This is a genomic window from Pseudomonas paraglycinae (assembly GCF_021601625.1).
Taxonomy (GTDB): Bacteria; Pseudomonadota; Gammaproteobacteria; order Pseudomonadales; family Pseudomonadaceae; genus Aquipseudomonas; species Aquipseudomonas paraglycinae.
Genome location: NZ_BQHR01000027.1, coordinates 20,613 through 40,921, shown reverse-complemented (window position 1 = coordinate 40,921; position 20,309 = coordinate 20,613). Strand labels below are relative to the sequence as shown.

At 63.6% G+C, this 20,309-nt stretch carries 13 protein-coding genes and 1 pseudogene; 9 read left to right on the top strand and 5 right to left on the bottom strand.

Annotated features, from left to right (window positions below):
• Window positions 1-138: 138 nt before the first annotated feature.
• Window positions 139-915, top strand: a pseudogene (locus L6D82_RS28795) (cache domain-containing protein); the annotation flags it as partial.
• A gap of 84 nt (window positions 916-999) precedes the next feature.
• Window positions 1,000-1,821: a methyl-accepting chemotaxis protein gene (locus tag L6D82_RS28790; RefSeq protein ID WP_371807413.1), complete on the top strand. Its 822-nt coding sequence runs from the start codon at window positions 1,000-1,002 to the stop codon at window positions 1,819-1,821.
• 210 nt (window positions 1,822-2,031) lie between these two features.
• Here L6D82_RS28790 and L6D82_RS27100 read toward each other — a convergent pair whose 3' ends face one another.
• Window positions 2,032-2,967 (bottom strand): LysR family transcriptional regulator, encoded by a 936-nt coding sequence (locus tag L6D82_RS27100; protein ID WP_236192023.1) that lies wholly within the window; start codon window positions 2,965-2,967, stop codon window positions 2,032-2,034.
• Between the two features lie 111 nt (window positions 2,968-3,078).
• Between L6D82_RS27100 and L6D82_RS27095 the strand changes: the two genes are divergently transcribed.
• The 3 genes from L6D82_RS27095 to L6D82_RS27085 all read left to right on the top strand — a co-directional run bounded on the left by L6D82_RS27095 (window position 3,079) and on the right by L6D82_RS27085 (window position 4,578).
• Window positions 3,079-3,567 (top strand): DMT family transporter, encoded by a 489-nt coding sequence (locus L6D82_RS27095; RefSeq protein ID WP_039770247.1) that lies wholly within the window; start codon window positions 3,079-3,081, stop codon window positions 3,565-3,567.
• A gap of 3 nt (window positions 3,568-3,570) precedes the next feature.
• On the top strand, window positions 3,571-4,026 hold the full coding sequence (locus tag L6D82_RS27090; RefSeq protein ID WP_085686889.1) for a DMT family transporter: 456 nt from the start codon (window positions 3,571-3,573) through the stop codon (window positions 4,024-4,026).
• A 384-nt stretch (window positions 4,027-4,410) separates the two neighbouring features.
• On the top strand, window positions 4,411-4,578 hold the full coding sequence (locus tag L6D82_RS27085; RefSeq protein ID WP_074689145.1) for a metallothionein: 168 nt from the start codon (window positions 4,411-4,413) through the stop codon (window positions 4,576-4,578).
• 25 nt (window positions 4,579-4,603) lie between these two features.
• On the opposite strand, the gene L6D82_RS27080 is transcribed toward L6D82_RS27085, so the two are convergent.
• Both L6D82_RS27080 and L6D82_RS27075 read right to left on the bottom strand, forming a co-directional pair.
• Window positions 4,604-4,876, bottom strand: coding sequence for a hypothetical protein (locus tag L6D82_RS27080; RefSeq protein ID WP_085745874.1), 273 nt, complete (start codon window positions 4,874-4,876; stop codon window positions 4,604-4,606).
• Between the two features lie 38 nt (window positions 4,877-4,914).
• Window positions 4,915-5,142 carry a DUF6555 family protein gene (locus L6D82_RS27075; RefSeq protein ID WP_011335095.1) on the bottom strand — a complete coding sequence of 76 codons (228 nt, stop codon included), beginning with the start codon at window positions 5,140-5,142 and terminating at the stop codon, window positions 4,915-4,917.
• A 146-nt stretch (window positions 5,143-5,288) separates the two neighbouring features.
• Here L6D82_RS27075 and L6D82_RS27070 point away from each other — a divergent pair, with 146 nt between their 5' ends.
• The 3 genes from L6D82_RS27070 to L6D82_RS27060 all read left to right on the top strand — a co-directional run bounded on the left by L6D82_RS27070 (window position 5,289) and on the right by L6D82_RS27060 (window position 7,318).
• Window positions 5,289-6,068 carry an AraC family transcriptional regulator gene (locus L6D82_RS27070; protein ID WP_236192022.1) on the top strand — a complete coding sequence of 260 codons (780 nt, stop codon included), beginning with the start codon at window positions 5,289-5,291 and terminating at the stop codon, window positions 6,066-6,068.
• Between the two features lie 89 nt (window positions 6,069-6,157).
• Window positions 6,158-6,331 (top strand): DUF1427 family protein, encoded by a 174-nt coding sequence (locus L6D82_RS27065; RefSeq protein WP_007958996.1) that lies wholly within the window; start codon window positions 6,158-6,160, stop codon window positions 6,329-6,331.
• A gap of 30 nt (window positions 6,332-6,361) precedes the next feature.
• Window positions 6,362-7,318, top strand: a complete 957-nt coding sequence (locus L6D82_RS27060; RefSeq protein WP_236192021.1) for a quinone oxidoreductase family protein — start codon at window positions 6,362-6,364, stop codon at window positions 7,316-7,318.
• A 139-nt stretch (window positions 7,319-7,457) separates the two neighbouring features.
• On the opposite strand, the gene L6D82_RS27055 is transcribed toward L6D82_RS27060, so the two are convergent.
• Window positions 7,458-7,835 (bottom strand): DUF6124 family protein, encoded by a 378-nt coding sequence (locus L6D82_RS27055; protein WP_039770242.1) that lies wholly within the window; start codon window positions 7,833-7,835, stop codon window positions 7,458-7,460.
• A 487-nt stretch (window positions 7,836-8,322) separates the two neighbouring features.
• Window positions 8,323-9,282, bottom strand: coding sequence for a nucleoside-specific channel-forming protein Tsx (locus L6D82_RS27050; RefSeq protein WP_102718753.1), 960 nt, complete (start codon window positions 9,280-9,282; stop codon window positions 8,323-8,325).
• Window positions 9,283-9,692: 410 nt separating this feature from the next.
• Here L6D82_RS27050 and L6D82_RS27045 point away from each other — a divergent pair, with 410 nt between their 5' ends.
• Complete coding sequence (locus tag L6D82_RS27045; protein WP_236192020.1) at window positions 9,693-20,216, top strand: autotransporter-associated beta strand repeat-containing protein; 10,524 nt, start codon at window positions 9,693-9,695, stop codon at window positions 20,214-20,216.
• Window positions 20,217-20,309: the final 93 nt, after the last annotated feature.

Genomic DNA, 20,309 nt, shown 5'->3' with positions numbered 1-20,309 from the left:
CGTCACAAGAGGCATTCCCACGCAGAGCGTGGGAACGATCGGCGTCGAGGTGTCGTTCTCAAGCTGCAGCTCAACTTTTGGTTACGCGTGCCGTTAAAGCCTTTAACCACGCCAATAAAACCAAAAGAGTGAGCCCCCATGCGCCTGAGTCTCAAGGCTAAAGTCCTGTCCCTTGCCGTCCTTCCGGTGCTGCTCTTTGCGCTGGTGATCAGCCTGACCACGCTGTTCATCCTTCAGGAACAGGCGCGCAATGAAGTCCAGCAGACCCGCGAACGCCTGCTCGGCGACGCCAAAGCCACGCTGGCCAGTTACGTCGCCGTGGCCATGACCACCATCAAACCGTTGTACGACGCCGCCGCTCCCGGTGACGCCGAGGCGCGGGCGCAGGTGATCAAGCTGCTGTCGAGCATCAAGTACGGCAAGGACGGCTACTTCTTCGGCTACGACTCCGAGACCGTGCGCCTGTTCAAGGCCAACGACCCCGAAGGCGTGGGCAAAAGCTTCAAGGACAACCGCGACCCGAACGGCGTCTATGTCAACCGCGACCTGGTGAAAGTCGCGAAGGACGGCACTCACTACCTGCAATACAGCTCGCCGCTGCCGGGCAACGCGCAAGTGCTGGTGCCGAAACTTGGCTACACCGAATATCTGGCGAAGTGGGACATGGCGGTCGGTACGTCGGTCAACCTCGACGGCATCGAAGCGCAAGTGGCGGTGGTCGAGGCCAAGGTGCAGGAACGCATGCAGGGCGTGGTCTTGAGCATCGTCGGTGTGGCAGTGGTGGTGCTGCTGGTGATCGCGGCGGCGGGGATGCTGCTGGCCAACACCATTCTGCGACCGCTGACCCTGATGAAAGCCAACCTCGATGACATCGCGGCGGGCGAGGGTGACCTGACCCGGCGCCTGACCATCACCAGCCAGGACGAACTCGGCGAACTGGCCGGCTCGTTCAACCGTTTCGTCGACAAGATCCACGGCCTGGTGCGGCAGATCACCGAGATGACGTCGCAACTGACTGGCTTGGTGACGCAAGTGTCGGATCAGGCCCAGCGCTCCGATCAGGCCATGGAACGTCAGCGTCACGAAACCGATCAGGTCGCCACGGCGATCAACGAGATGTCCGCCGCCGCCCAGGAAGTCGCCAAGAGCGCGCAGAACGCCGCCGTCGCCGCGCAGCAGACCGACGAAGAGGGCCAGACCGCCAAGCGCGTGGTGGCCGGCAGCATCAAGCAGATTCATGCGCTGGTGGACGACATCCGCAGCAGCGGCGTGTCCCTCGACAGCCTGCAGCAGGACGTGTCGTCGATTGTCGGCGTGCTCGGGGTGATCCGTTCGATTGCCGAACAGACCAACCTGCTGGCACTCAACGCCGCGATCGAAGCGGCCCGGGCCGGTGAGGCCGGGCGCGGTTTTGCGGTGGTGGCGGACGAGGTGCGGGCGCTGGCGTCGCGCACGCAGATCAGTACGCAGGAAATTCAGGGCATGATCGACCGCTTGCAGGCGGGTACGCAGTCGGCGGTGGAAGCGATGCGCCGTTCCAGCGAGGCGGGTGACGGTACTTCGGCTCAAGCCAATCAGGCGGGGGCGTCGCTGGATGCGATGGCGGATCTGATTGCGACCATCAACTCGATGAACGCGCAGATTGCCAGTGCCGCTGAAGAGCAGACGGCGGTGGCGGAAGAGATCAACCGCAGCGTGCACCAGATTGCGGTGGCGGTGGATAACGTGGCGGATGAGACCCAGTTGGGGGCGCAGACCTCGCGCAGTCTCGCGGAGTTGGGGCAGCGGCTTGGGAAGTTGGTGGGGCAGTTCCGGATCTGACCCCCAAAGGCCCCCTCACCCTAACCCTCTCCCGGAGGGAGAGGGGACTGACCGCAGTGTCTTGCGTCATACATCGACCTGAAAAATCGTGTCGATTATGGATTCACAGCCGATCGCTCATGTCGGCGTATCTCTCGAATATCCCCCGTTCGGTTCCCTCTCCCTCCGGGAGAGGGCTAGGGTGAGGGCCGGCTTTTGACTTTGGCGAGCTCAGGGCCTGTCCCAGTAGGGGACTTCGCCAAAGCACTCGATAAAAAAGTCGATGACCGTCCGCACCTTCACCGACAACCGCCGGCTCCCCGGCCACAGCACCGAAATCTGCTGCGGCTCGACACTGTTCGACACCTGATAATCCCCCAACACCGGCACCAGCGTGCCCTCGCGCACCGCCTCGCCGATCAGCCATGACGGAAACATCACCAGCCCCAGCCCTTGCACAGCGGCCTGGGTCAACGTGTCCGCATGGTTGCCGGTAATCGGGCCCTTGACTGCATAGGGTGTCCACTCGCCCTGACCCTGACGGAAGAACCAGCGCTGCTGACCGGTCGCGCCCTTGTAGGCCAGGCACTGGTGGCGGGCGAGGTCTTCGGGATGTTGTGGCGTGCCGGCGCGCTTGAGGTACGCGGGACTTGCCGCGACCTGAAACCGGTGCGGCGCGAGGATCCGCGCCTGCATGCTTGAGTCGTGCAGCGGGCCGATGCGAAACAGCAGGTCGGCGCCTTCCTGCAGCGGATCGATGTAGTGGTCGGTCTGCTGGATGTCCAGTTGCAGCTTCGGATAGCGCTCGCACAAACGGCCGAGCCATGGCGTCAGGTGGCGTTGGCCGAACACCACCGGGGCGTTGATCCGCACCAGGCCGGTCGGCTCGCTTTGCTGTTCCTGCAACGCCTGTTCGGCCTCTTCCAGTTGCACCAGCACCAGCCGCGCGTGGTGGCCGAGCATGCGCCCGGCTTCGGTCGGCGTGACCGCTCGGGTGTGGCGGTAGAGCAGCTGCTGGTTCAGCGCTTGCTCCATCAACTGGATCTGCCGGGAAATCGAGGAGGGCGCCACGCCCTCGCGGCGGGCGACTTCGGAAAAACTGCCGTGGTCGAGCACCGCCACAAACAGCCTTAGCGCCTTGAATCCCAGTTCGTTGAGCCCGTGCATGGTCTGTCCTGCTGTGCGATTTGCGCAAAAGTGTTGTCCGGATGCTGCCATTTATCGCACAGCTGCGCCAGCCGATAATCCGCGCCATCGTTTCCTTCAGAGGTTTTTCAGATGCAGTCGTTTGATGAAGTGAGTGCCGCGCCGGCGCCGGTAGCGCGGCCCGGTTTGCGTTTGTTGCTGTTGCCGCTGGTGATTCTGGCTGGCATGGGTTTGTCGGTGGAGGCGGGGTTGCTGGGGCCGTTGGGTGAGCAGGTCGGGCATTTGTGGGCGACCTTGAGCATCTTCGGGGTGGGCTCGGCGATTCTGTTTTTGTTGTTGCTGTTTGCGGGGCCGCAGAAGGGGCCGGCGCTGACCGATCTGCCGCGCTGGCAGTTGATCGGCGGTTTTCTGGGGCCGATGTATGTGGTGGTGTTGACGCTGGCGACGCCGCATATCGGGATTGCGATGACGATGATTGCGATTTTGTCGGGGCAGGTTGGCAAGAGTGTGTTGATTGACCATTTCGGGTGGTTTGGGGCTACGCGCAAGAAGGTCAATGCTGAGCGGTGGCTGGCGTTGGGGTTGATTGTGGCGGCTTTGGTTTTGATTGCGCGGGGGTGAGTGATGAGTCTGGTTATTTTGTTGGCGGTGGTGGTGTTGGCCGGTGCGGTGTTGAGTGTGCAGGCGGCGATCAATGGGCGGTTGGGGGAGACCGTTGGGGTGTTGCGCAGCAGTTTGTTGACGTTTGTCGTCGGCGCTGTTTCTACGGGGTTGTTGATTCTGTTTTTTGAGCCTGCTCAGGCGGTGAGTTTGCTGGAGGTGCCGAAGTGGCAGTTGAGTGGGGCGCTGTTTGGGGTGGTTTATATGATGGTGATGGTTGGCGCGGTACCGCGCGTCGGTACGGCTGTGGCGACCGTGGCGGTGATTGTCGGGCAGTTGGGGATGGGGATGTTGATTGATAATTTTGGGTGGTTGGGGAATCCGGCGATTGAGCTGTCTTCTAGTCGAGTTTTGGCGATGGTTTGTCTCGGGTTGGCGCTGGTTTTCATGTATCGCAGTAGCGTGCGTCAGGCTGATTGATTGAGTGAATATCCGTTTCTTCGGGGGTGGCTGCTTATGGTTCCGCCCTTACGGCGGGTCACTTTTTCCAAACGCCGAAAAAGTAACCAAAAAGGCTTTACCCTGACGTACGGCCCTCGCTGTGGCTCGGGTTCCTTCGCTCCGGGATTGATCCGGGGGCATCGCCTACGGTTTGCTTCGCTGCACCTCCTCTCGATGCATGCGGCTGCGCCGCACGGTCGCTGCGCTCCCACCCCCGGATCAATCCCTCCACTCAGCCTGCCGACGGGCGTTGCGATCAAAAGCGGTACTTGAGCTAACGCTCATCGTGGTCAGCACCTTCTACACTGGTAGCACGGCTTGTTCTTTCGGCCTCAGACAACCACCACCGAAGGAGTCTGTTCCATGGCAGATAGAAAATGCGATTGTCCGGGATGTCGTTGTACGATCAAGGAGGGTGAGCATTCTTATGTGGCGCACGGGAAGCATTATTGCTGTGAGGCCTGTGCGCATCATCACAAGAGTGGTGAGGAGTGTTCTGGTAAGGGGTGTCAGTGTGCGCATCCCAAGTAATCTCGGGTATTGAAAAAAGTGGAGCCTAGTCGGGCTCCACTTCCAGTTTCAGGCTGTCGTCGTCCAGGCGTTCGGTGTGGCGGACGTTGCCTTGCAGGCGGCGGCCTTCGACGTTGACGACGATGGTTTTGGCCTTTTCAAGGTCTTCCGGCAAGGGGGCCGGGACGCGCAGGGCGAAGCGGTAGGGGTCGTTTTCGACGGGTTCCAGGCCAACCGGGCAGTCGACGCTTTTGGTGATGCGGCCAAAGAGGGTGTCCAGGCCGTAGTCCAGGTGCGCGGGGCTGTTGATGGTTGTCATGTGTAATCCCCCGAAATAGTTCCCGCCTGCGCGCAAGCTTAGCTGGCCGGTCGCCATGTGACGTTTTCCACGCCGAATTTTTCTGCCATCGGCTTGCTGGTCTTTTGCACTTTCTCCCGGCCGAAACGCGGGATGCGGCCGACCCCTGCGTCGCAGCTTGCCCAGTGCCACGCCTCGGTGTTGTCCATTTTGTCCGAGCGGATAATGAACGACTTTGGCGCGCCGTGAAGGGTGTAATCGATGACGTACAGTTTTGCGTTGTTCATAAAGCCCATCTTCCTCCCTGTGGTAATAGAAGGATCGCTGGGCTCCGGGAAAATTCACTCGGATTGTCCGACGGTATCTATCAATGGCGAGGTTCCGGTCGGACTGGTTACCATAGTGCTTCCGCCAACCCCGATGAACGCTCGCCATGGCCCTCGCTGCACCCCCCGATCTGAGTGATACCGATGTGCCGGTGCAACCGCTGGCGCGTACGTATCCGCGTGGTCTGTTCATCGAGCCGCATGAGCATGTCTGGGGGCAGTTGCTGTATGCGATGAGCGGGGTGATGTGGGTCGAGACCCCCCACGAGGCGCTGGTGGTACCCCCTCAGCGGGCGGTGTGGTTGCCGCCGGGGGTGCCACACGGGATTCGGGTGGTGTCGGATTTGCAGATGCGTAATATCTACTTGCGCCCGGCGCTGGCGGCGACGCTGGATGAGACGGTGCAGGTGATCGAGGTCGGCGGGCTGCTGCGTGAGTTGATCGTCGGGCTGGTGGCGCAGGGCGACAGCGGCGATGCCGAGTACTACGAGGCACTGGTCGGGCTGGCGCTGCTGGAGCTGAAACGCGCAAGGCGTTCGCAGTTGAAAATCCCGTTGCCGGACGACGCCGACCGGCGGCTGATGAGTCTGTGTCAGGCGGTGATGGCCGCGCCGTCGCTGGACATTCCTTTTGAGCAACACGCCGAGAACGCCGGGGCCAGCGTGCGCACCCTGGCGCGGTTGTTCAAGGAAGGGTTGGGCATGGGCTTCGCCGAGTGGCGGCGGCAGGTGCAGTTGGCGACGGCAGTGGCGGAGTTGATTCAGGGCGTGCCGGTCAGCGCGATTGCCCGGGAGCTGGGTTATTCGCCGAGCAGTTTCAGCGACATGTTCCGTCGGGAACTGGGTGTCGCGCCTTCGCAGTTCGACGGCGGGCCGCTTGCCGGCTGATTTGGCAGAAATTCAGAAGTCCTTGGCCGATGCCGGTCGCCGCCTTTCCCTAGACTCTACCCATTCCTTTTTTGTGGCGGAGTGATCCCATGAATTACCTGATTTCACTGGGCGTCGGTCTGGGTGTCGGCCTGCTGTATGGCGCGCTGGATGTCCGTTCTCCGGCGCCGCCGACCATCGCGCTGGTGGGCCTGTTGGGCATGCTGGCGGGCGAGCAGTTGTGGCCGATGGGGCGGCAACTGGTCAGTGGCTGGCTGTCCTGAATTTCCTTTTTTCATTCGGTGGATGAACTCATGAAAGCACTGCAATTCGATAAAACCGGCGACCTGTCGTCCCTGCGCTTCGTCGAGGTGCCGACGCCGGTGCCGGACGCTGACGAGGTGCTGGTGCAGATCAGGGCTGCCGGCCTCAATCCCAGCGACGTCAAGAACGTGCTCGGGCGTTTCCCGTACACCACGCTGCCGCGTATTCCCGGTCGGGACTTTGCCGGTGTGGTGGTCGAAGGGCCGCAAGGGTTGATCGGTCAGGAGGTCTGGGGCACCGGGCGTGAGCTGGGTTTTTTCGCCGATGGCTCCCACGCACAGTTCGTCAAACTGCCGGCCAATGGCGTGGCGCACAAGCCTTCGCATTTGAGTTTCACCCAGGCCGCCAGCCTCGGCGTGCCGTACACCACGGCGTGGGATGCGCTGGAGCGCAGTCTGGTCAGTGCCGAAACCCGTTTGCTGGTGATTGGCGGCGGGGCGGTGGCGACGGCGGCACTGGCGCTGGCCAAGGTGCGCGGCGCGCAGTTGCTGGCGGCGGCGCGGCGGCCGGAGCAGGTCAAGGACTTGCAGGCGCAGGGTTATCAGACGATTCAGCTGGATAAACCCGAGGATCTGGGTGCGCAGGTCAACGCCGTGTATCGCGGTGGTGCCGATGTGATCTTCGACACCACCGGGTTCTGGCTGCCAGCGTCGGTGCCGGCGTTGGCACCGTTCGGGCGGATCGCGATCATCGCTGCGCCAGTCGATGGGCATGTGCAGTTGCCGGCGCTGGCGCTGTATCGCAAGGGCGGTTCGGTGGTCGGCATCAACTCGTTGCTGTATGGCGTTGAAGCCTGCGCGGCGATGCTGGATCAGTTTGGCCGGTTCTTCGACGAAGATCTGCTGCCACTGCCGCAAGGGCTGGTGGAAGCGCCTCTGGCCAAAGGGCTGGCGCGGTATGCCGATGTGAATCAGGGCAGTGGCGACAAGGTCATCCTGATTCCCTGAGCGACACCAATGCATTAGATCGTTCCCACGCTCTGCGTGGGAATGCCTCAATGGACGCTCTGCGTCCGCTCTTTGGGACGCGGAGCGTCCCGGGCTGCATTCCCACGCAGAGCGTGGGAACGATCAGTCGATCAATCGATCAGGCTGCAGCGGACGCCTCAGTCTTCACTTCCAGATTATCCAGCACCCGATTCACCGCCAGCTCACCCAGCATGATCAGTTGCGCAATCCCCAACAGCACATGCCGCTGCGGGCCATCCACCAGCCCGGCGAAGTCATTGGCCATCACCTTGGCCGAGGTCAGAGTTTCGCAGGCGTCGGCCAGCAGTTCTTCGTTGTCGATGCCGGGGGCGATGAGGTAGCGGGTGTTGTGTTTGAGCAGGGGTTTTCGGGGGAGCAGTGGATTGAGATAGTGATCGAGGGCGCGTTCGGCGGCTTCGTGGAATTTCTTGGAGTCGAGGGTTTCGTAGGGCGAGGTGGGGTCGGTTTCGGGTGGATTGGGTGTGGGTTTGATCATGGTGAAGCTCCTATAAGAGTGGAGCCGCCCGGAGCTGTCGCTAAACAGGAAGGTGGCGGCTGTACGCAGGTTAGCGAACCGGTTATAGGCACCCGGCAGACCCGAGGGTCTCCCGCATACAGCCACCATAGCGGAGTTGCAGACGTTGAGCCTGCGACAAAGCATGGAGCGCTGATGCACCTATTTATGATTCGAGTCGCTAAACCCGATCGCTGTTTTTCAGCGACCGCCAAACAATAGAACCCGCCCCCAAGGCGCACAAGCCGGCGGATTCTGGCGGATGCGTAGGCAAAGGCGCAAGGTCGCGTGGCTTTGCGGACATAATCTTCAACACTCTCCAACACTGCGTTGATTTGTGCCCGAAACGACAAAACCCGCCGTCCCGATCAAACGGGGCGGCGGGTTTGTATACCTGATGCGCTGTATTGTTCTGTAGGCGTCAACGCGAGCAGTCTCGCCAGTATGTTCAGCCTTGAAAGGGGCGGGATCAGAACTGATACCCGACCCCCGCGTAATACCCCCAGCCATTGGAACGTGCACGGAAATTACCGTCGCCGAAGTTCAGCTCGCTGCCGTCCTCCCAGTTGCCGCCGTTGTGGAAGTAACGGCCGACCAAAGTGAAGCGCAAGTGGGTGAACGAGTACAGCAAGACGTTGGTCGCCACCGTGGCATTGGCGGTGCGCGCCGGGTTGTCCTTGTGGATGTCCGAGCCGAAATCGAAGTTGGTGAAGCCGATGTAGGTCAGCGAGGCGCCGTTGCTGAATTTGTCGATCGGCACGATGTACTTGAGTTGCGCGCGGTAGCCGTCCCACGAATATTCGTTGCTGGCGCCGTAGTTTTCCCACTGGTAACGCCCGTACAGGTTGGCCGACAGATTGACCCGCGAGTGGGTGTCGATGTCGGTGCCGAAACCGCTGTACAGCGTGTTGGCGCGGTTCTCTTTACGGCTGCCGTGGTCGTAGATCCAGTCGAACGCCACGTACCATTCCTTGAACGGCCCGATGGCCAGGCTGCGGCCGGCGAGGTAGTCGATGGAGATGCGCGGCTCGTGCTCCATGAACACCGGCGAGCCGTGATCCCACACGCCTTTGTCGTGGCTGTTGCCGATGTTGAAGATCTTCGGAATGTCGATGTAGCCGTACAGCTCGAACGGACCTTTGCGCCCGAAGTACTCGTATTCCAGGTAGATGTCGTCGGCCGGTTGCGGGCCGAAGCTGATGTCCTTGCTGCCGATCAGCATCAGGTCCTGGTTGTACCAGTCCGACAGGTACGCGCCTTTTTGCGGCGGGCTGGCTTCAGGGCTGAGGGCTTCTCCCTGGGCGGATTCCTCGGGCAGGGCAGGTTGCGCCAGCGCGGTGTGACTGAGAACTCCGGTAACGCCGGCCAGTAGCAGGGAAACAGCAAAGGTGCGTGCACCGCGACGGCGGTGGCAGTAAGAAACGTACATTCAAAGTCCTTTTTGCAGATCAAGGCCCGAAATGATGGGCCCTGTACGGTTTTGTAACGAAAACGCGGTCATTAGCGATTAGCAAACGTTTGCACAAGCCGTACCAGTTTTCCAAACCACTGAAAAATCGATTGATTCACGGGTTTACCTGGCGATTCGATCAACTCCCCGCAAAAGCGCCTCAAATCGTCCTCAAGCCCTTGCTCAGAACGGCCGGAAGTATCGACGCAGGGCCTTATCGCACAAAAGTATTAACACTATTTAACCGGTGCCCCATCGCAGGGCATCAACTAGCGTGTGTCTGGAATGGGACGGTTTATCTGATGACCGTCATACGCTTGATACGCGTGTTGGATCTTGCCGCAGTTGCACGCCTTCAAGGACGAAATCGGCCACGAAAGGAGTAACCCGTGGAAGCAAGGTTTGGTGTCGCCCTCGTTTCGCGTTTTTCCCCACTGTCCCTTGCTGTGCATCTGAGCGTCGCCGGACTCTTGTTCGGTGGTGTCAGCGAGCAGGCGTTCGCCACCTGCTCGGCGGCGGGCTCCACGATTACCTGTTCGGGCGTGCCGACCCTGCCGCTGTTTCTCAATGACTACAGCAGTGCCACCAGCGGCCTGACGGTCAACGTCAACTCGGGCGCGCAGATGAATGCGACGCTGGGCGGCAAGGTCATCAACCTGACCGGGGCCAATATCAACCTGAACAACTCCGGCACCGTCGACCCGGCCTTGCTGGGCCTGGTGTCGATCCTCAGTGGCGGTGCATTCATCGGCACCGGCGCGACCAGCACGGTCAGCGTGGTCAACAATGCCAGCGGGATCATGCGTGGCACGGGGATGTTGCTCGGCCTCAACCTCACCAGCATTGACGGCCTGGCTATCGGCGTGAACAACGCGGCGGCGGGTACCACGACCATTACCAACAACGGCACCATTACGTCCACAGGGCTGTCGGTCGGCGGCATCACCCTGGCCGATACCCCGGTGGTCGGGGTGTATGGCGGCTCGCAAGTCAACATGACCAACAGTGCCAGCGGCACGATCAACGGCCGGATTGCGTTCGAGACGTCGGCAGCAGGCAACACCTTCACCAACGCCGGTAACATCACCGGCGGTGTGTCGATGGGCGCGGGCAGCACCAACACCTTCTACGCGATCACCGGTTCCAGCGTTAACGTCGGTGACGGTGTGCAAGTGTCCGTCGGCCTCGGTGGCCTGGTCGGCATCAACCTGACCTTCGCCCCGACCGGCACCATCGATGGCGGCGCGGGGGGCACCAACACGCTGATCCTGCAAAACCCGATCGGCGTCGGTGGTGGCGTCACCGGGACCGGCACTGCGTCCAGCGCGACCTACGTCAACTTCAACAACCTGACCCTCAACAGCGGTACCTGGACCTTGCAGGGGCCGTTGGTCAGCGGGGCGACCACACTCAATGGCGGTGTCGCGCAGTTCAACGACAACGCCGCGTTCGGCAGCGGTGTGCTGACGTCCAACGGCGGGATCCTCCAGGCCAGCAACGCGGGACTGTCGCTGGCCAACCAGATCAATCTGGGCGCGAGCGGCCTGACCCTGCAGGGCATCAACGGCACGACCCTCAACGGCGTGATTTCCGGTACTGGCGGCCTGACCAAGATCGGCAGCGGTCAGCTCAACCTCAACGGCATCAACACTTACACCGGCAACACTGTGCTCAACGGCGGCACAGTGCTAGTGGGTAATAACTCGGCATTCAGCACTGGCGGCATTACGGTCGGCGGCGCTTCGAGCATCTCGGCAACGACGCCGATTTCGCTGGCCAACGCGATCACGCTCAACAGCACCCTGACCGCAACCGGCACCGGAACGCTGACCCTGGGCGGGGTGATCAGCGGTACCAGCAACCTGACCAAGACCGGCAGCGGCAGCCTGACCCTCAACGGCATCAACACCTACACCGGGAACACCAGCCTCAACGCCGGCACCTTGCGCGTCGGCAACAACAACGCCTTGGGCACCGGTGTCCTCAACACCAGCAACGGTACCAGTCTCGACAGCACCGGCAACGTGACGCTGGCCAACAACGTCGGCATCACCGGTGCGTTGAACGTGCTCGGCAGCAATGCCCTGACCCTGGCCGGCGTCGTGTCCGGCACCGGGGCGATCACCAAGAGCGGCAGCGCCAGCCTGACCCTGACCGGCAACAACACCAACAGCGGCACCACCGCGCTCAATGGTGGCAGCTTGCTCGTCGGCAGCAACACCGCCCTCGGCACGGGCGCGTTGAACGCAGCGGCCGGCACTACGCTGGATGCGACCACCGCCGTGACCCTGGCCAACGCGGTGGCGCTGGCGGCGGATCTGACCATCGGTGGTACTCAGGCACTGGGCTTGAGCGGGGTCATCAGCGGCGCCGGCAACCTGATCAAGAACGGCACCGCAAACCTGACCCTCAGCGGCAACAACACCTTCTCCGGCGGCACGGCACTGAATGCCGGGACGCTGATCGTCGGCTCCAACACCGCGCTGGGCACCGGCGCGCTGACCACGGCGGCGGGCACCACCCTCGATGCCAGCACCGCCGTGGCGCTGAGCAACGCGGTCGCCCTCGGCGGTAACCTGAACATTGGTGGCAGCGCCAACCTGACCCTCGGCGGCGTGGTCAGCGGCAGCGGCGGGCTGACCAAGAACGGCGCGGCGAACCTGATTCTCAACGGCACCAACACGTTTCTCGGTGCTATTGCGTTGAACGCAGGCACCATTACGGCGGGCGCCAACGCTGCGCTCGGCAGTGGCAATATCACTGTCGGCGGCGCGGCGACTCTCGACAGCAATACCGCGGTGACGCTGAACAACAACGTCATTCTCAACAACAATCTGGCGATCGGCGGCAGCAATGCACTGACCCTTGGCGGGGTGATCAGCGGCGCCAGTCAATTGATCAAGAACGGCACGGCCAACCTGACCCTCAACGGCGCCAACACCTTCACCGGCGGCACTGCACTCAACGCCGGCAGCCTGACCGTCGGCAACGGCGCGGCACTCGGCACCGGCACGCTGACCGTGGGCGGGTCGGGCGGCACGCTCAACAGCAGCGCCAACGTGACGCTGAACAACGCCATTGCCCTGAACGCCAACCTCACCACCGGTGGCGCTAACCCGCTGACCCTCGGCGGCGTGATCAGCGGCGGCAGCAACCTGATCAAGACCGGTGCTTCGACCCTGACCCTGACCGGCAACAACACCTTCACCGGCGCTACGTCGCTGAACGCCGGGACGTTGGTCGTCGGCTCCAACACTGCCCTCGGCACTGGCGTACTCAACGCCGCCAACGGCACCACACTGGATGCCAGCACAGCGGCGAGCCTGGCCAACAACGTCAACCTCGGCGGCAACGTGACCATCGGTGGCAGCAACGCGCTGACCCTCGCGGGCGTGGTCTCCGGTGTCGGCGGCCTGACCAAAAGCGGCCCGGCCGATCTGATCCTCAACGGCGCCAACACCTACTTCGGCAACACCGCGCTGAACGTCGGCAAGCTGATTGTCGGCAGCAATACCGCGATCGGTAGCGGCGCGTTGAACGCAGCGGCCGGCACCACGCTGGACACCAACACCGCCGTCACTCTGGGTAATCAAGTCAACCTCGCCGGGGCACTAAATGTGGGCGGCAGCGCGGATCTGACCCTCACCGGAACCGTCGCCGGCGCCGGCAGTCTGGTGAAAGACGGTGCGGCTAACCTGAGCCTCAATGGCACCAACACCTATGTCGGTGGCACCACGCTGAACGCCGGTACGCTGACGGTCGGCAATAGCTCGGCGCTCGGCACCGGCGCCTTGACCGTCGGCGGTGCGGCCACCCTCGACAGCAGTTCGCCGCTGGTCAGCCTGACTAACGCGGTCGTGTTGAATGCGGCCCTGAGCGTTGGCGGCACACAGAACCTGACCCTCGGCGGCGTGCTCAGTGGCACCGGCCAACTGGTCAAGAACGGCAGCGCCAACCTGACCGTCAACGGCACCAACACCTTCAGCGGCGGCACCACCCTCAACGCCGGCACCCTGACCCTCGGCGCGCCCGGCGCATTGGGCAGCGGCACGCTCACCGTCGGTGGCGCCGCGACGCTGGACAACAGCAGCGCTTTCACCCTCGGTAACAACATCACCCTCGATGCCGGGCTGACCCTGGCCGGCAACAACGGCCTGACCCTCAGCGGCGTGATCGACGGCGCCGGCAGCCTGACCAAGACCGGCCTGGATGACTTGGCCCTCAGTGGCAACAACACCTTTACCGGCGCGCTGAACATTGCTGCCGGCAGCGTCACCACCCTGAGCAGCGGGGCACTGGGCAACACCTCCGGCGCCAACGTCAGCGCCGGCGCCAGTCTCAACCTCGGCAGCAACGCCAGCCTCAATGGCCTGAGTGGCAGCGGCAGCGTGCAGATCGGCGGCGGCAACACATTGACCGTGGGCGGGGTCAGCAGCACCAGCACCTTTGACGGCGACCTCAGCGGCAACGGCGGCCTGACCAAGGTCGGCACCGGCACCCTGAACCTGACCGGGATCAACGGCATCATCGGCAACACCGCCGTCAACGGCGGTACCCTGAACCTCAGCGGTTCGCTGGCCAGTGCCCAGGTCAACGTCAATACCGGCGCCACCCTCACCGGCAACGGTTCGGCGCTCGGCGCGATGACCATCAACAGTGGCGGTCACCTGGCCCTGTCGTCGGGTAATACACTCTCGGCCGGATCATTGACGCTCGCAGCCGGCAGCAATGTCGATGCGGCGCTGGGGACGCCATCGACCACGTCGCTGATGAACGTCGGCGGCAACCTCACCCTCGACGGTAATCTCAACGTCACCGATGCCGGTGGGTTCGGCGTCGGTGTGTATCGTCTGTTCAACTACACCGGTGCCCTGACCAATCTGGGCCTGGACGTTGCCAGCGTGCCGGTCGGTTATGGGCTGGGCGATCTGGTGGTGCAGACCGGGGTCGCCAATCAGATCAACATTCAGGTTTCGGCGCCGAATTCGGACATTCGTTACTGGGACGGCAGCCAGACCATCGCCAACGGTACTGTCGATGGCGGCAGCGGTACCTGGAACGGCGCCGGCACCAACTGGACCGACGCCAATGGTCTGGTCAATCAGACCTGGGCCGGCGACTTCGCGGTGTTCCAGGGCACGGCCGGCACGGTATCGGTCAATGGCACGCAACTGTTCACCGGCATGCAGTTCCTCACCGATGGCTACAACGTGGTCAACGGCACCTCGGGACTGCTGACCGCCGTCAACGGTGCCGGCGGCACCACGGCGATGCGCGTTGATCCGGGCGTGACCGCCACGGTCGGCGTGAACATCAACGGCAGCGGCATTCTCAATAAACTCGACAGCGGCACCCTGGTGCTCAATGGCGCCAACAGCTACACCGGCGGCACGCAACTCGATGGCGGCAAAATCGTGGTCGGCAACAACACCGCGCTGGGCAGCGGTGCGTTGATCGCCAATGCCGGCACGCAACTGGACAGCAACACCGCCGTGACCCTGGCCAACGCAACCACGCTCAACGGCAACCTGACGATCCTTGGCAGCAACGCGCTGACCCTCAACGGTGTGATCAACGGTACCGGTGGGCTGATCAAGAATGGCGCGGCCAACCTGACCCTTGGCGGCAACAACGCCTTCCTCGGCCCGGTGGCATTGAACGCGGGCGGTCTGATTCTGGCGTCGAACAGCGCGCTGGGCTCGGCCACCCTGAACGCGGCGAACGGCACTACCCTGGATGCCAGCAGTGCTGTCACGGCGGGTAACGCGATCAACCTGGCGGGCAACCTCGGTATCGTCGGCAGCAACGATCTGACACTCAGCGGTGCGATCAACGGCGCCGGCAGCCTGACCAAAAACGGCGCGGCCAACCTGATCCTGAGCGGGGCCAACAACTTCCTCGGCGGCGTCACCCTCAACGCCGGCACCCTGACCGCCGGCAGCAACGGCGCTCTCGGTCTGGGCAACCTGACCGTGGCGGGCGCCTCGGCGCTGGACAGCAACACCTCGGTGTCGCTGGGCAACAACGTGGTGCTCAACGCCAATCTGACCAACACCGGCAACAGCGACGTGGCGCTCAGCGGCGTGGTCAGCGGCACCGGCGGTCTGATCAAGAACGGCGCCTCCAATCTGACCCTCAACGGCATCAACACCTATAGCGGCGGCACCACGCTGAACGCCGGCACCGTGACCCTCGGCACCTCGGCAGGCCTGGGTTCCGGCGCGGTGACCGTGGCGGGCGCTTCGACCCTCGACACCACGGCGCCGCTGGTGCTGGCCAACAACCTCAACGTCAATGCTAACCTGAGCGTGGCCGGCAACAACAACCTGACCCTCGGTGGCGTGATCGCCGGGGCGGGCACCCTGACCAAGAACGGTCTGGCCGACCTGACGCTGTCCGGCAACAACACCTTCAGCGGCACCTTCGACGTGCAGTCCGGCAGCCTGACCACCCTGGGCAACTCGGCACTGGGCAGCAATGCCGGGGTCAATCTCGGCGCTGCGGCGACCCTCAATCTCGGCGGCTCCGGCAGCCTCGCCAGCCTGACCGGCAGCGGCACCGCACTGATCGGCGGCGGCAACACGCTGAGCATCGGCGGCAACAACGCCAGCAGCATCTTCGATGGCGTGCTCACCGGTACCGGCGAGTTGAGCAAACTCGGCACCGGTACGCTGACCCTCACCGGCCTCAACAGCCTGACCGGCAACACCACGGTCAATGCTGGCACCTTGAACGTCAGCGGCTCGCTGGACAGCGCCAGTGTGCTGGTCAACAGCGGCGGCACCCTGACCGGTGGCGGCTCGCTCGGCGGGGCGGTGACTGTGGCGGACGGCGGTCATTTGGCCGGCGCCACCGGCAGCACGCTGTCGGTGAATTCGCTGGTGTTCAACGCCAACTCCAACTTCGATGTCGGCCTCGGTACACCGGTCTCCGGTGGCGGCAACGCACTGGTCAACGTCGGCGGCAACCTGACCCTCGACGGCACCCTCAACGTCAGCGACATCGGCGGTTTCGGCAGCGGCGTGTACCGGTTGATCAACTACACCGGTGGCCTGACCGACAACGGCATGCTGATCGGCACCGTGCCGGGCAGCGTCACTCCGGGCGACCTGACCCTGCAAACCGCACTGGCCAACCAGATCAACCTGCTGGTCACCGCACCGGGCGTCACCGTGCAGTTCTGGGACGGCAACCAACTGGTCGCCAACGGTTCGGTGGATGGCGGCAGCGGCACCTGGGGCACCGGCACCACCAACTGGACCGACGTCAACGGCACCACCAATCAGGCCTGGACCAACAGCTTCGCGGTGTTCCAGGGCACGGCGGGCACCGTCACGGTGAACGGCGCGCAAACCATCACCGGCATGCAGTTCGTCACCGATGGCTACAGCCTGCAGAACGGCACGGCCGGTTCGCTGAATCTGGTCAACGGGTCGCTGGGCAATGCCACCGTGCGGGTCGATCCGAACGTCACCGCCACCGTGGGCGTAGCACTCAACGGCGCCGGCACACTGGGCAAATACGACACCGGCACCCTGGTGCTCAACGCGGCCAACGGCTACACCGGCGGCACCGCGCTCAATGGCGGCAAAATCGTGGTCGGCAACAACTCAGCCCTCGGCACCGGCGTGTTGACCGCCGCCAACGGCACGGCGCTGGACAGCAACGCAGCGGTCAGCCTGGCCAACGCCGTGGTGCTCAACGGCGGACTCACCGTTGCCGGCTCCAACGCATTGACCCTCGACGGTGTCGTCAGCGGCAGCGGCAGTCTGATCAAGACCGGCGCCTCAAGCCTGACTCTCAACGGCAGCAACACTTACAGCGGCGGTACCCAGCTCTCGGGTGGCTCGCTGATCCTGGGCAACAACAGCGCGATCAGCAGCGGCGTCCTCAGCGTGCTGGGCAACGGCACCCTCGACAGTACCTCTGCGCTGCAACTGGCCAATGCCATCAACCTGGGTGCGGAATTGACCCTGGCCGGCAACCAGAACACCACGCTGATCGGTGCAATCACCGGCAGCGGCAGTCTGGTGAAAAACGGCAGTGGCGACCTCGTCCTTAGCGGTGCCAATACCTACAGCGGCGGTACGACGCTGAACGGCGGCAGCACCCGTGGCGACACCAGCAGCCTGCAAGGCGCCATCGCCAACAACGCGACGCTGACCTTCGAGCAGAACAGCGACGGCAGCTACACCGGCAACCTGACGGGCGTCGGCACACTCAACAAAACCGGCACCGGCGCCTTGCTGCTGACCGGCAACAACACCTTTACCGGCAACACCGCGGTGCAGGCCGGTTCGCTGAACGTCAACGGTGTGTTCAACAGTGCCAGCGTCAACGTTGCCAGTGGGGCGGCGATCGGCGGCAGCGGCCAGTTCGGCGGCGCCGTGCAACTGGCCAATGGTGCGACACTGAATGGCGGCGGCGCTGCAACGCCGTTGTCGGTCGGTTCGCTGGCGTTGTCGTCGGGCACCAACCTGGACTTCACCCTCGGCTCGGCCGCCAGTTCCACCACAGTGGTCAACGTCGCCGGCAACCTGACCCTCGACGGCACGCTGAATATCAGCAATGCCGGCGGCTTCGGCACCGGGGTCTATCAACTGTTCAGCTACGGCGGCAGCCTGACCGACAACGGTCTGGTCTACGGCAGCCTGCCGGTGTCGGCGGCCAACCTGACCCTGCAGACCGCGCTGGCCAATCAGGTCAACCTGCTGGTGCAGAACACCCCGGGTGAAGTGCAGTTCTGGAACGGCGGCACCACCAACCCGGACGGCAGCATCGGTGGCGGCAGCGGCGTGTGGGGGCCGGGCACCAACTGGACCGATCCGAGCGGTACTCAGGCGCTGGCGTCGAACGGTCAGTTCGCCGTGTTCGGCGGGCAGAGCGGCACGGTCACGGTGCAAGGCAATCAGAACTTTACCGGGTTGCAGTTCCTCTCCAGCGGTTACAGCCTGGTTCCAGGTGCTGGCGGTACGCTGACCCCGGTCAACGGCCCGGGTGGCAGCCTCGCTCCGGTGCGGGTGAATGCCGGTGGCAGCGCGGAAATTTCCGCACCGCTGGTGGGCAGTGGCGGTATCGAGAAACTGGATTCCGGCACTCTGGTCCTCAGCGGCGCCAACACCTACAGCGGCGGGACCACGGTCAGCGGCGGTACGCTGATCGGTAATACCACCAGCCTGCAGGGCAACATCCTCAACAACGCCTCGCTGGTGTTCCAGCAGAACGCCAACGGCCAGTTCAACGGACGCCTCAGCGGTGTCGGCGCCCTGGCCAAACGCGGTGCCGCGCGCTTGCTTCTGACCGGTGATCAACCCTTCAGCGGCACCGTGGCGGTGGATCAGGGCGTGCTGCAGGTCGGCAGCCGTGCGGCGCGGGCGTCCCTCGCCGGCCAGGTCACCGTGACCAATGGCGCGGGCCTGAGCGGTAATGGTAGCGTCGGGTCGGTGGTCAACCATGGCGTGGTGGCTTCCGGTGGCGAGGACGGCACCTTGAGTGTCGCCGGCAACCTGACCAACGCCGCCGACGGTGTGCTGGCCCTGACGGTCAGCTCGCCGACCGCCACTCCGCTGGCCGTCGGTGGTACCGCGACTCTGAGCGGTGGTCTGCAGGTCAACAGCCTGGCACCGTTCACCGGCAATACCGTGTACTCGCTGATCACCGCCGGTGGCGGAGTGACCGGCACCTTCAGCGCCGCCGACCTGCCGCAATACGCGTTCCTCAATACTGCGCTGGTGTATGACCCGAACGCGGTGAACCTGGTGGTCAGCCGCAACGGCAACTCGTTCGTCGACGTCGCCGCCACCGGCAACCAGCGCAACACCGCTTCGGCGTTGATGCGCAACGGTGCGGCGGGCGCTGCGTTGCAGAACGAAATCATCAACCTCAGCGTGGCGGGCGCACGTAACGCCTTCGACAGTCTGTCGGGGGAAATCCATGCCAGCACCGCCAGCGCAATCCTCGAGGATTCGCGATACGTGCGGGATGCGGTCAACGACCGTATGCGCCAGCCGTCGTGCAGCGCGCCGGACGATCCACGCCGCGCCCTGGCCCCGAGCGACAACCAGCTGAGCAGCAACGGCTGCCACGGCGAAATGGTCGGCTGGGCCCGCGCACTCGGCGCCTGGGGCGAGTCGGATGGCGACAGCAACAGTGCGAAGCTGGATCGCAACCTGAGCGGCTTCATGCTCGGCACCGACAAACAGATCGACGACCAATGGCGCGTCGGCATGGCCGCCGGTTACACCCGCAGCGATCTGGATGCTCATGATCGTCGCTCGAATGCCACGGTCGAGAGCTACCACCTGGCGGCGTACCTCAACTCGCAATTCGATGCCCTGGCAGTGCGCCTTGGCGCGGCGTACAGCTGGCACGATATCGAAACCAAGCGCGACGTCAGCGTCGGCGCCTACAACGATCGGTTGAAGGCCAATTACGACGCGCGCAGCGCCCAGGTGTTCGGTGAAGTCGGTTATGCCATCGAAGCGGCCGGGATTGCCCTGGAACCGTTCGCCGGCCTGGCGTACGTCAACTACGACAGCGACAAGGCCAAGGAGAAAGGCGGAGTAGGGCGTCTACGCGCCGAGTCCGATCAGGACATCACCTTCTCGACCCTGGGCGTGCGCGCCGGCAAGGTCATCACCCTGGCCAACGGCGGGCAGTTCACCCCGCGCGCGGCCCTCGGCTGGCGGCATGCCTTCGGCGACACCAAACCTGACGCCGACCTGACCTTCATCGACGGCGGCGCCTCGTTCAACACCCAGGGCGTGCCGATTGCCAAGGACAGCGCGGTGGTCGAAGCCGGCGTGGACTTCCAGATCAGCCCGACCGGCAAGCTCGGTATCGGCTATTCGGGGCAGCTGTCGAACGAGAGCAACGACCATGCGATGACCATCAGCTTCAGCCTCGGGTTCTGATTCAGGAGCGAAGCACTTCAGCCGCCCGCAAGGGCGGCTTTTTTTTGCCCGCCGACCCCTCTGCTAAAATCCCTCCCACTGCCTCCCGGAGAC

Coding starts and splice junctions, on each gene's coding strand:
- L6D82_RS28790 (WP_371807413.1), top strand. CDS start 1,000: ATGACGTCGCAACTGACTGGCTTGGTGACGCAAGTGTCGGATCAGGCC.
- L6D82_RS27100 (WP_236192023.1), bottom strand. CDS start 2,967: ATGCACGGGCTCAACGAACTGGGATTCAAGGCGCTAAGGCTGTTTGTG.
- L6D82_RS27095 (WP_039770247.1), top strand. CDS start 3,079: ATGCAGTCGTTTGATGAAGTGAGTGCCGCGCCGGCGCCGGTAGCGCGG.
- L6D82_RS27090 (WP_085686889.1), top strand. CDS start 3,571: ATGAGTCTGGTTATTTTGTTGGCGGTGGTGGTGTTGGCCGGTGCGGTG.
- L6D82_RS27085 (WP_074689145.1), top strand. CDS start 4,411: ATGGCAGATAGAAAATGCGATTGTCCGGGATGTCGTTGTACGATCAAG.
- L6D82_RS27080 (WP_085745874.1), bottom strand. CDS start 4,876: ATGACAACCATCAACAGCCCCGCGCACCTGGACTACGGCCTGGACACC.
- L6D82_RS27075 (WP_011335095.1), bottom strand. CDS start 5,142: ATGAACAACGCAAAACTGTACGTCATCGATTACACCCTTCACGGCGCG.
- L6D82_RS27070 (WP_236192022.1), top strand. CDS start 5,289: ATGGCCCTCGCTGCACCCCCCGATCTGAGTGATACCGATGTGCCGGTG.
- L6D82_RS27065 (WP_007958996.1), top strand. CDS start 6,158: ATGAATTACCTGATTTCACTGGGCGTCGGTCTGGGTGTCGGCCTGCTG.
- L6D82_RS27060 (WP_236192021.1), top strand. CDS start 6,362: ATGAAAGCACTGCAATTCGATAAAACCGGCGACCTGTCGTCCCTGCGC.
- L6D82_RS27055 (WP_039770242.1), bottom strand. CDS start 7,835: ATGATCAAACCCACACCCAATCCACCCGAAACCGACCCCACCTCGCCC.
- L6D82_RS27050 (WP_102718753.1), bottom strand. CDS start 9,282: ATGTACGTTTCTTACTGCCACCGCCGTCGCGGTGCACGCACCTTTGCT.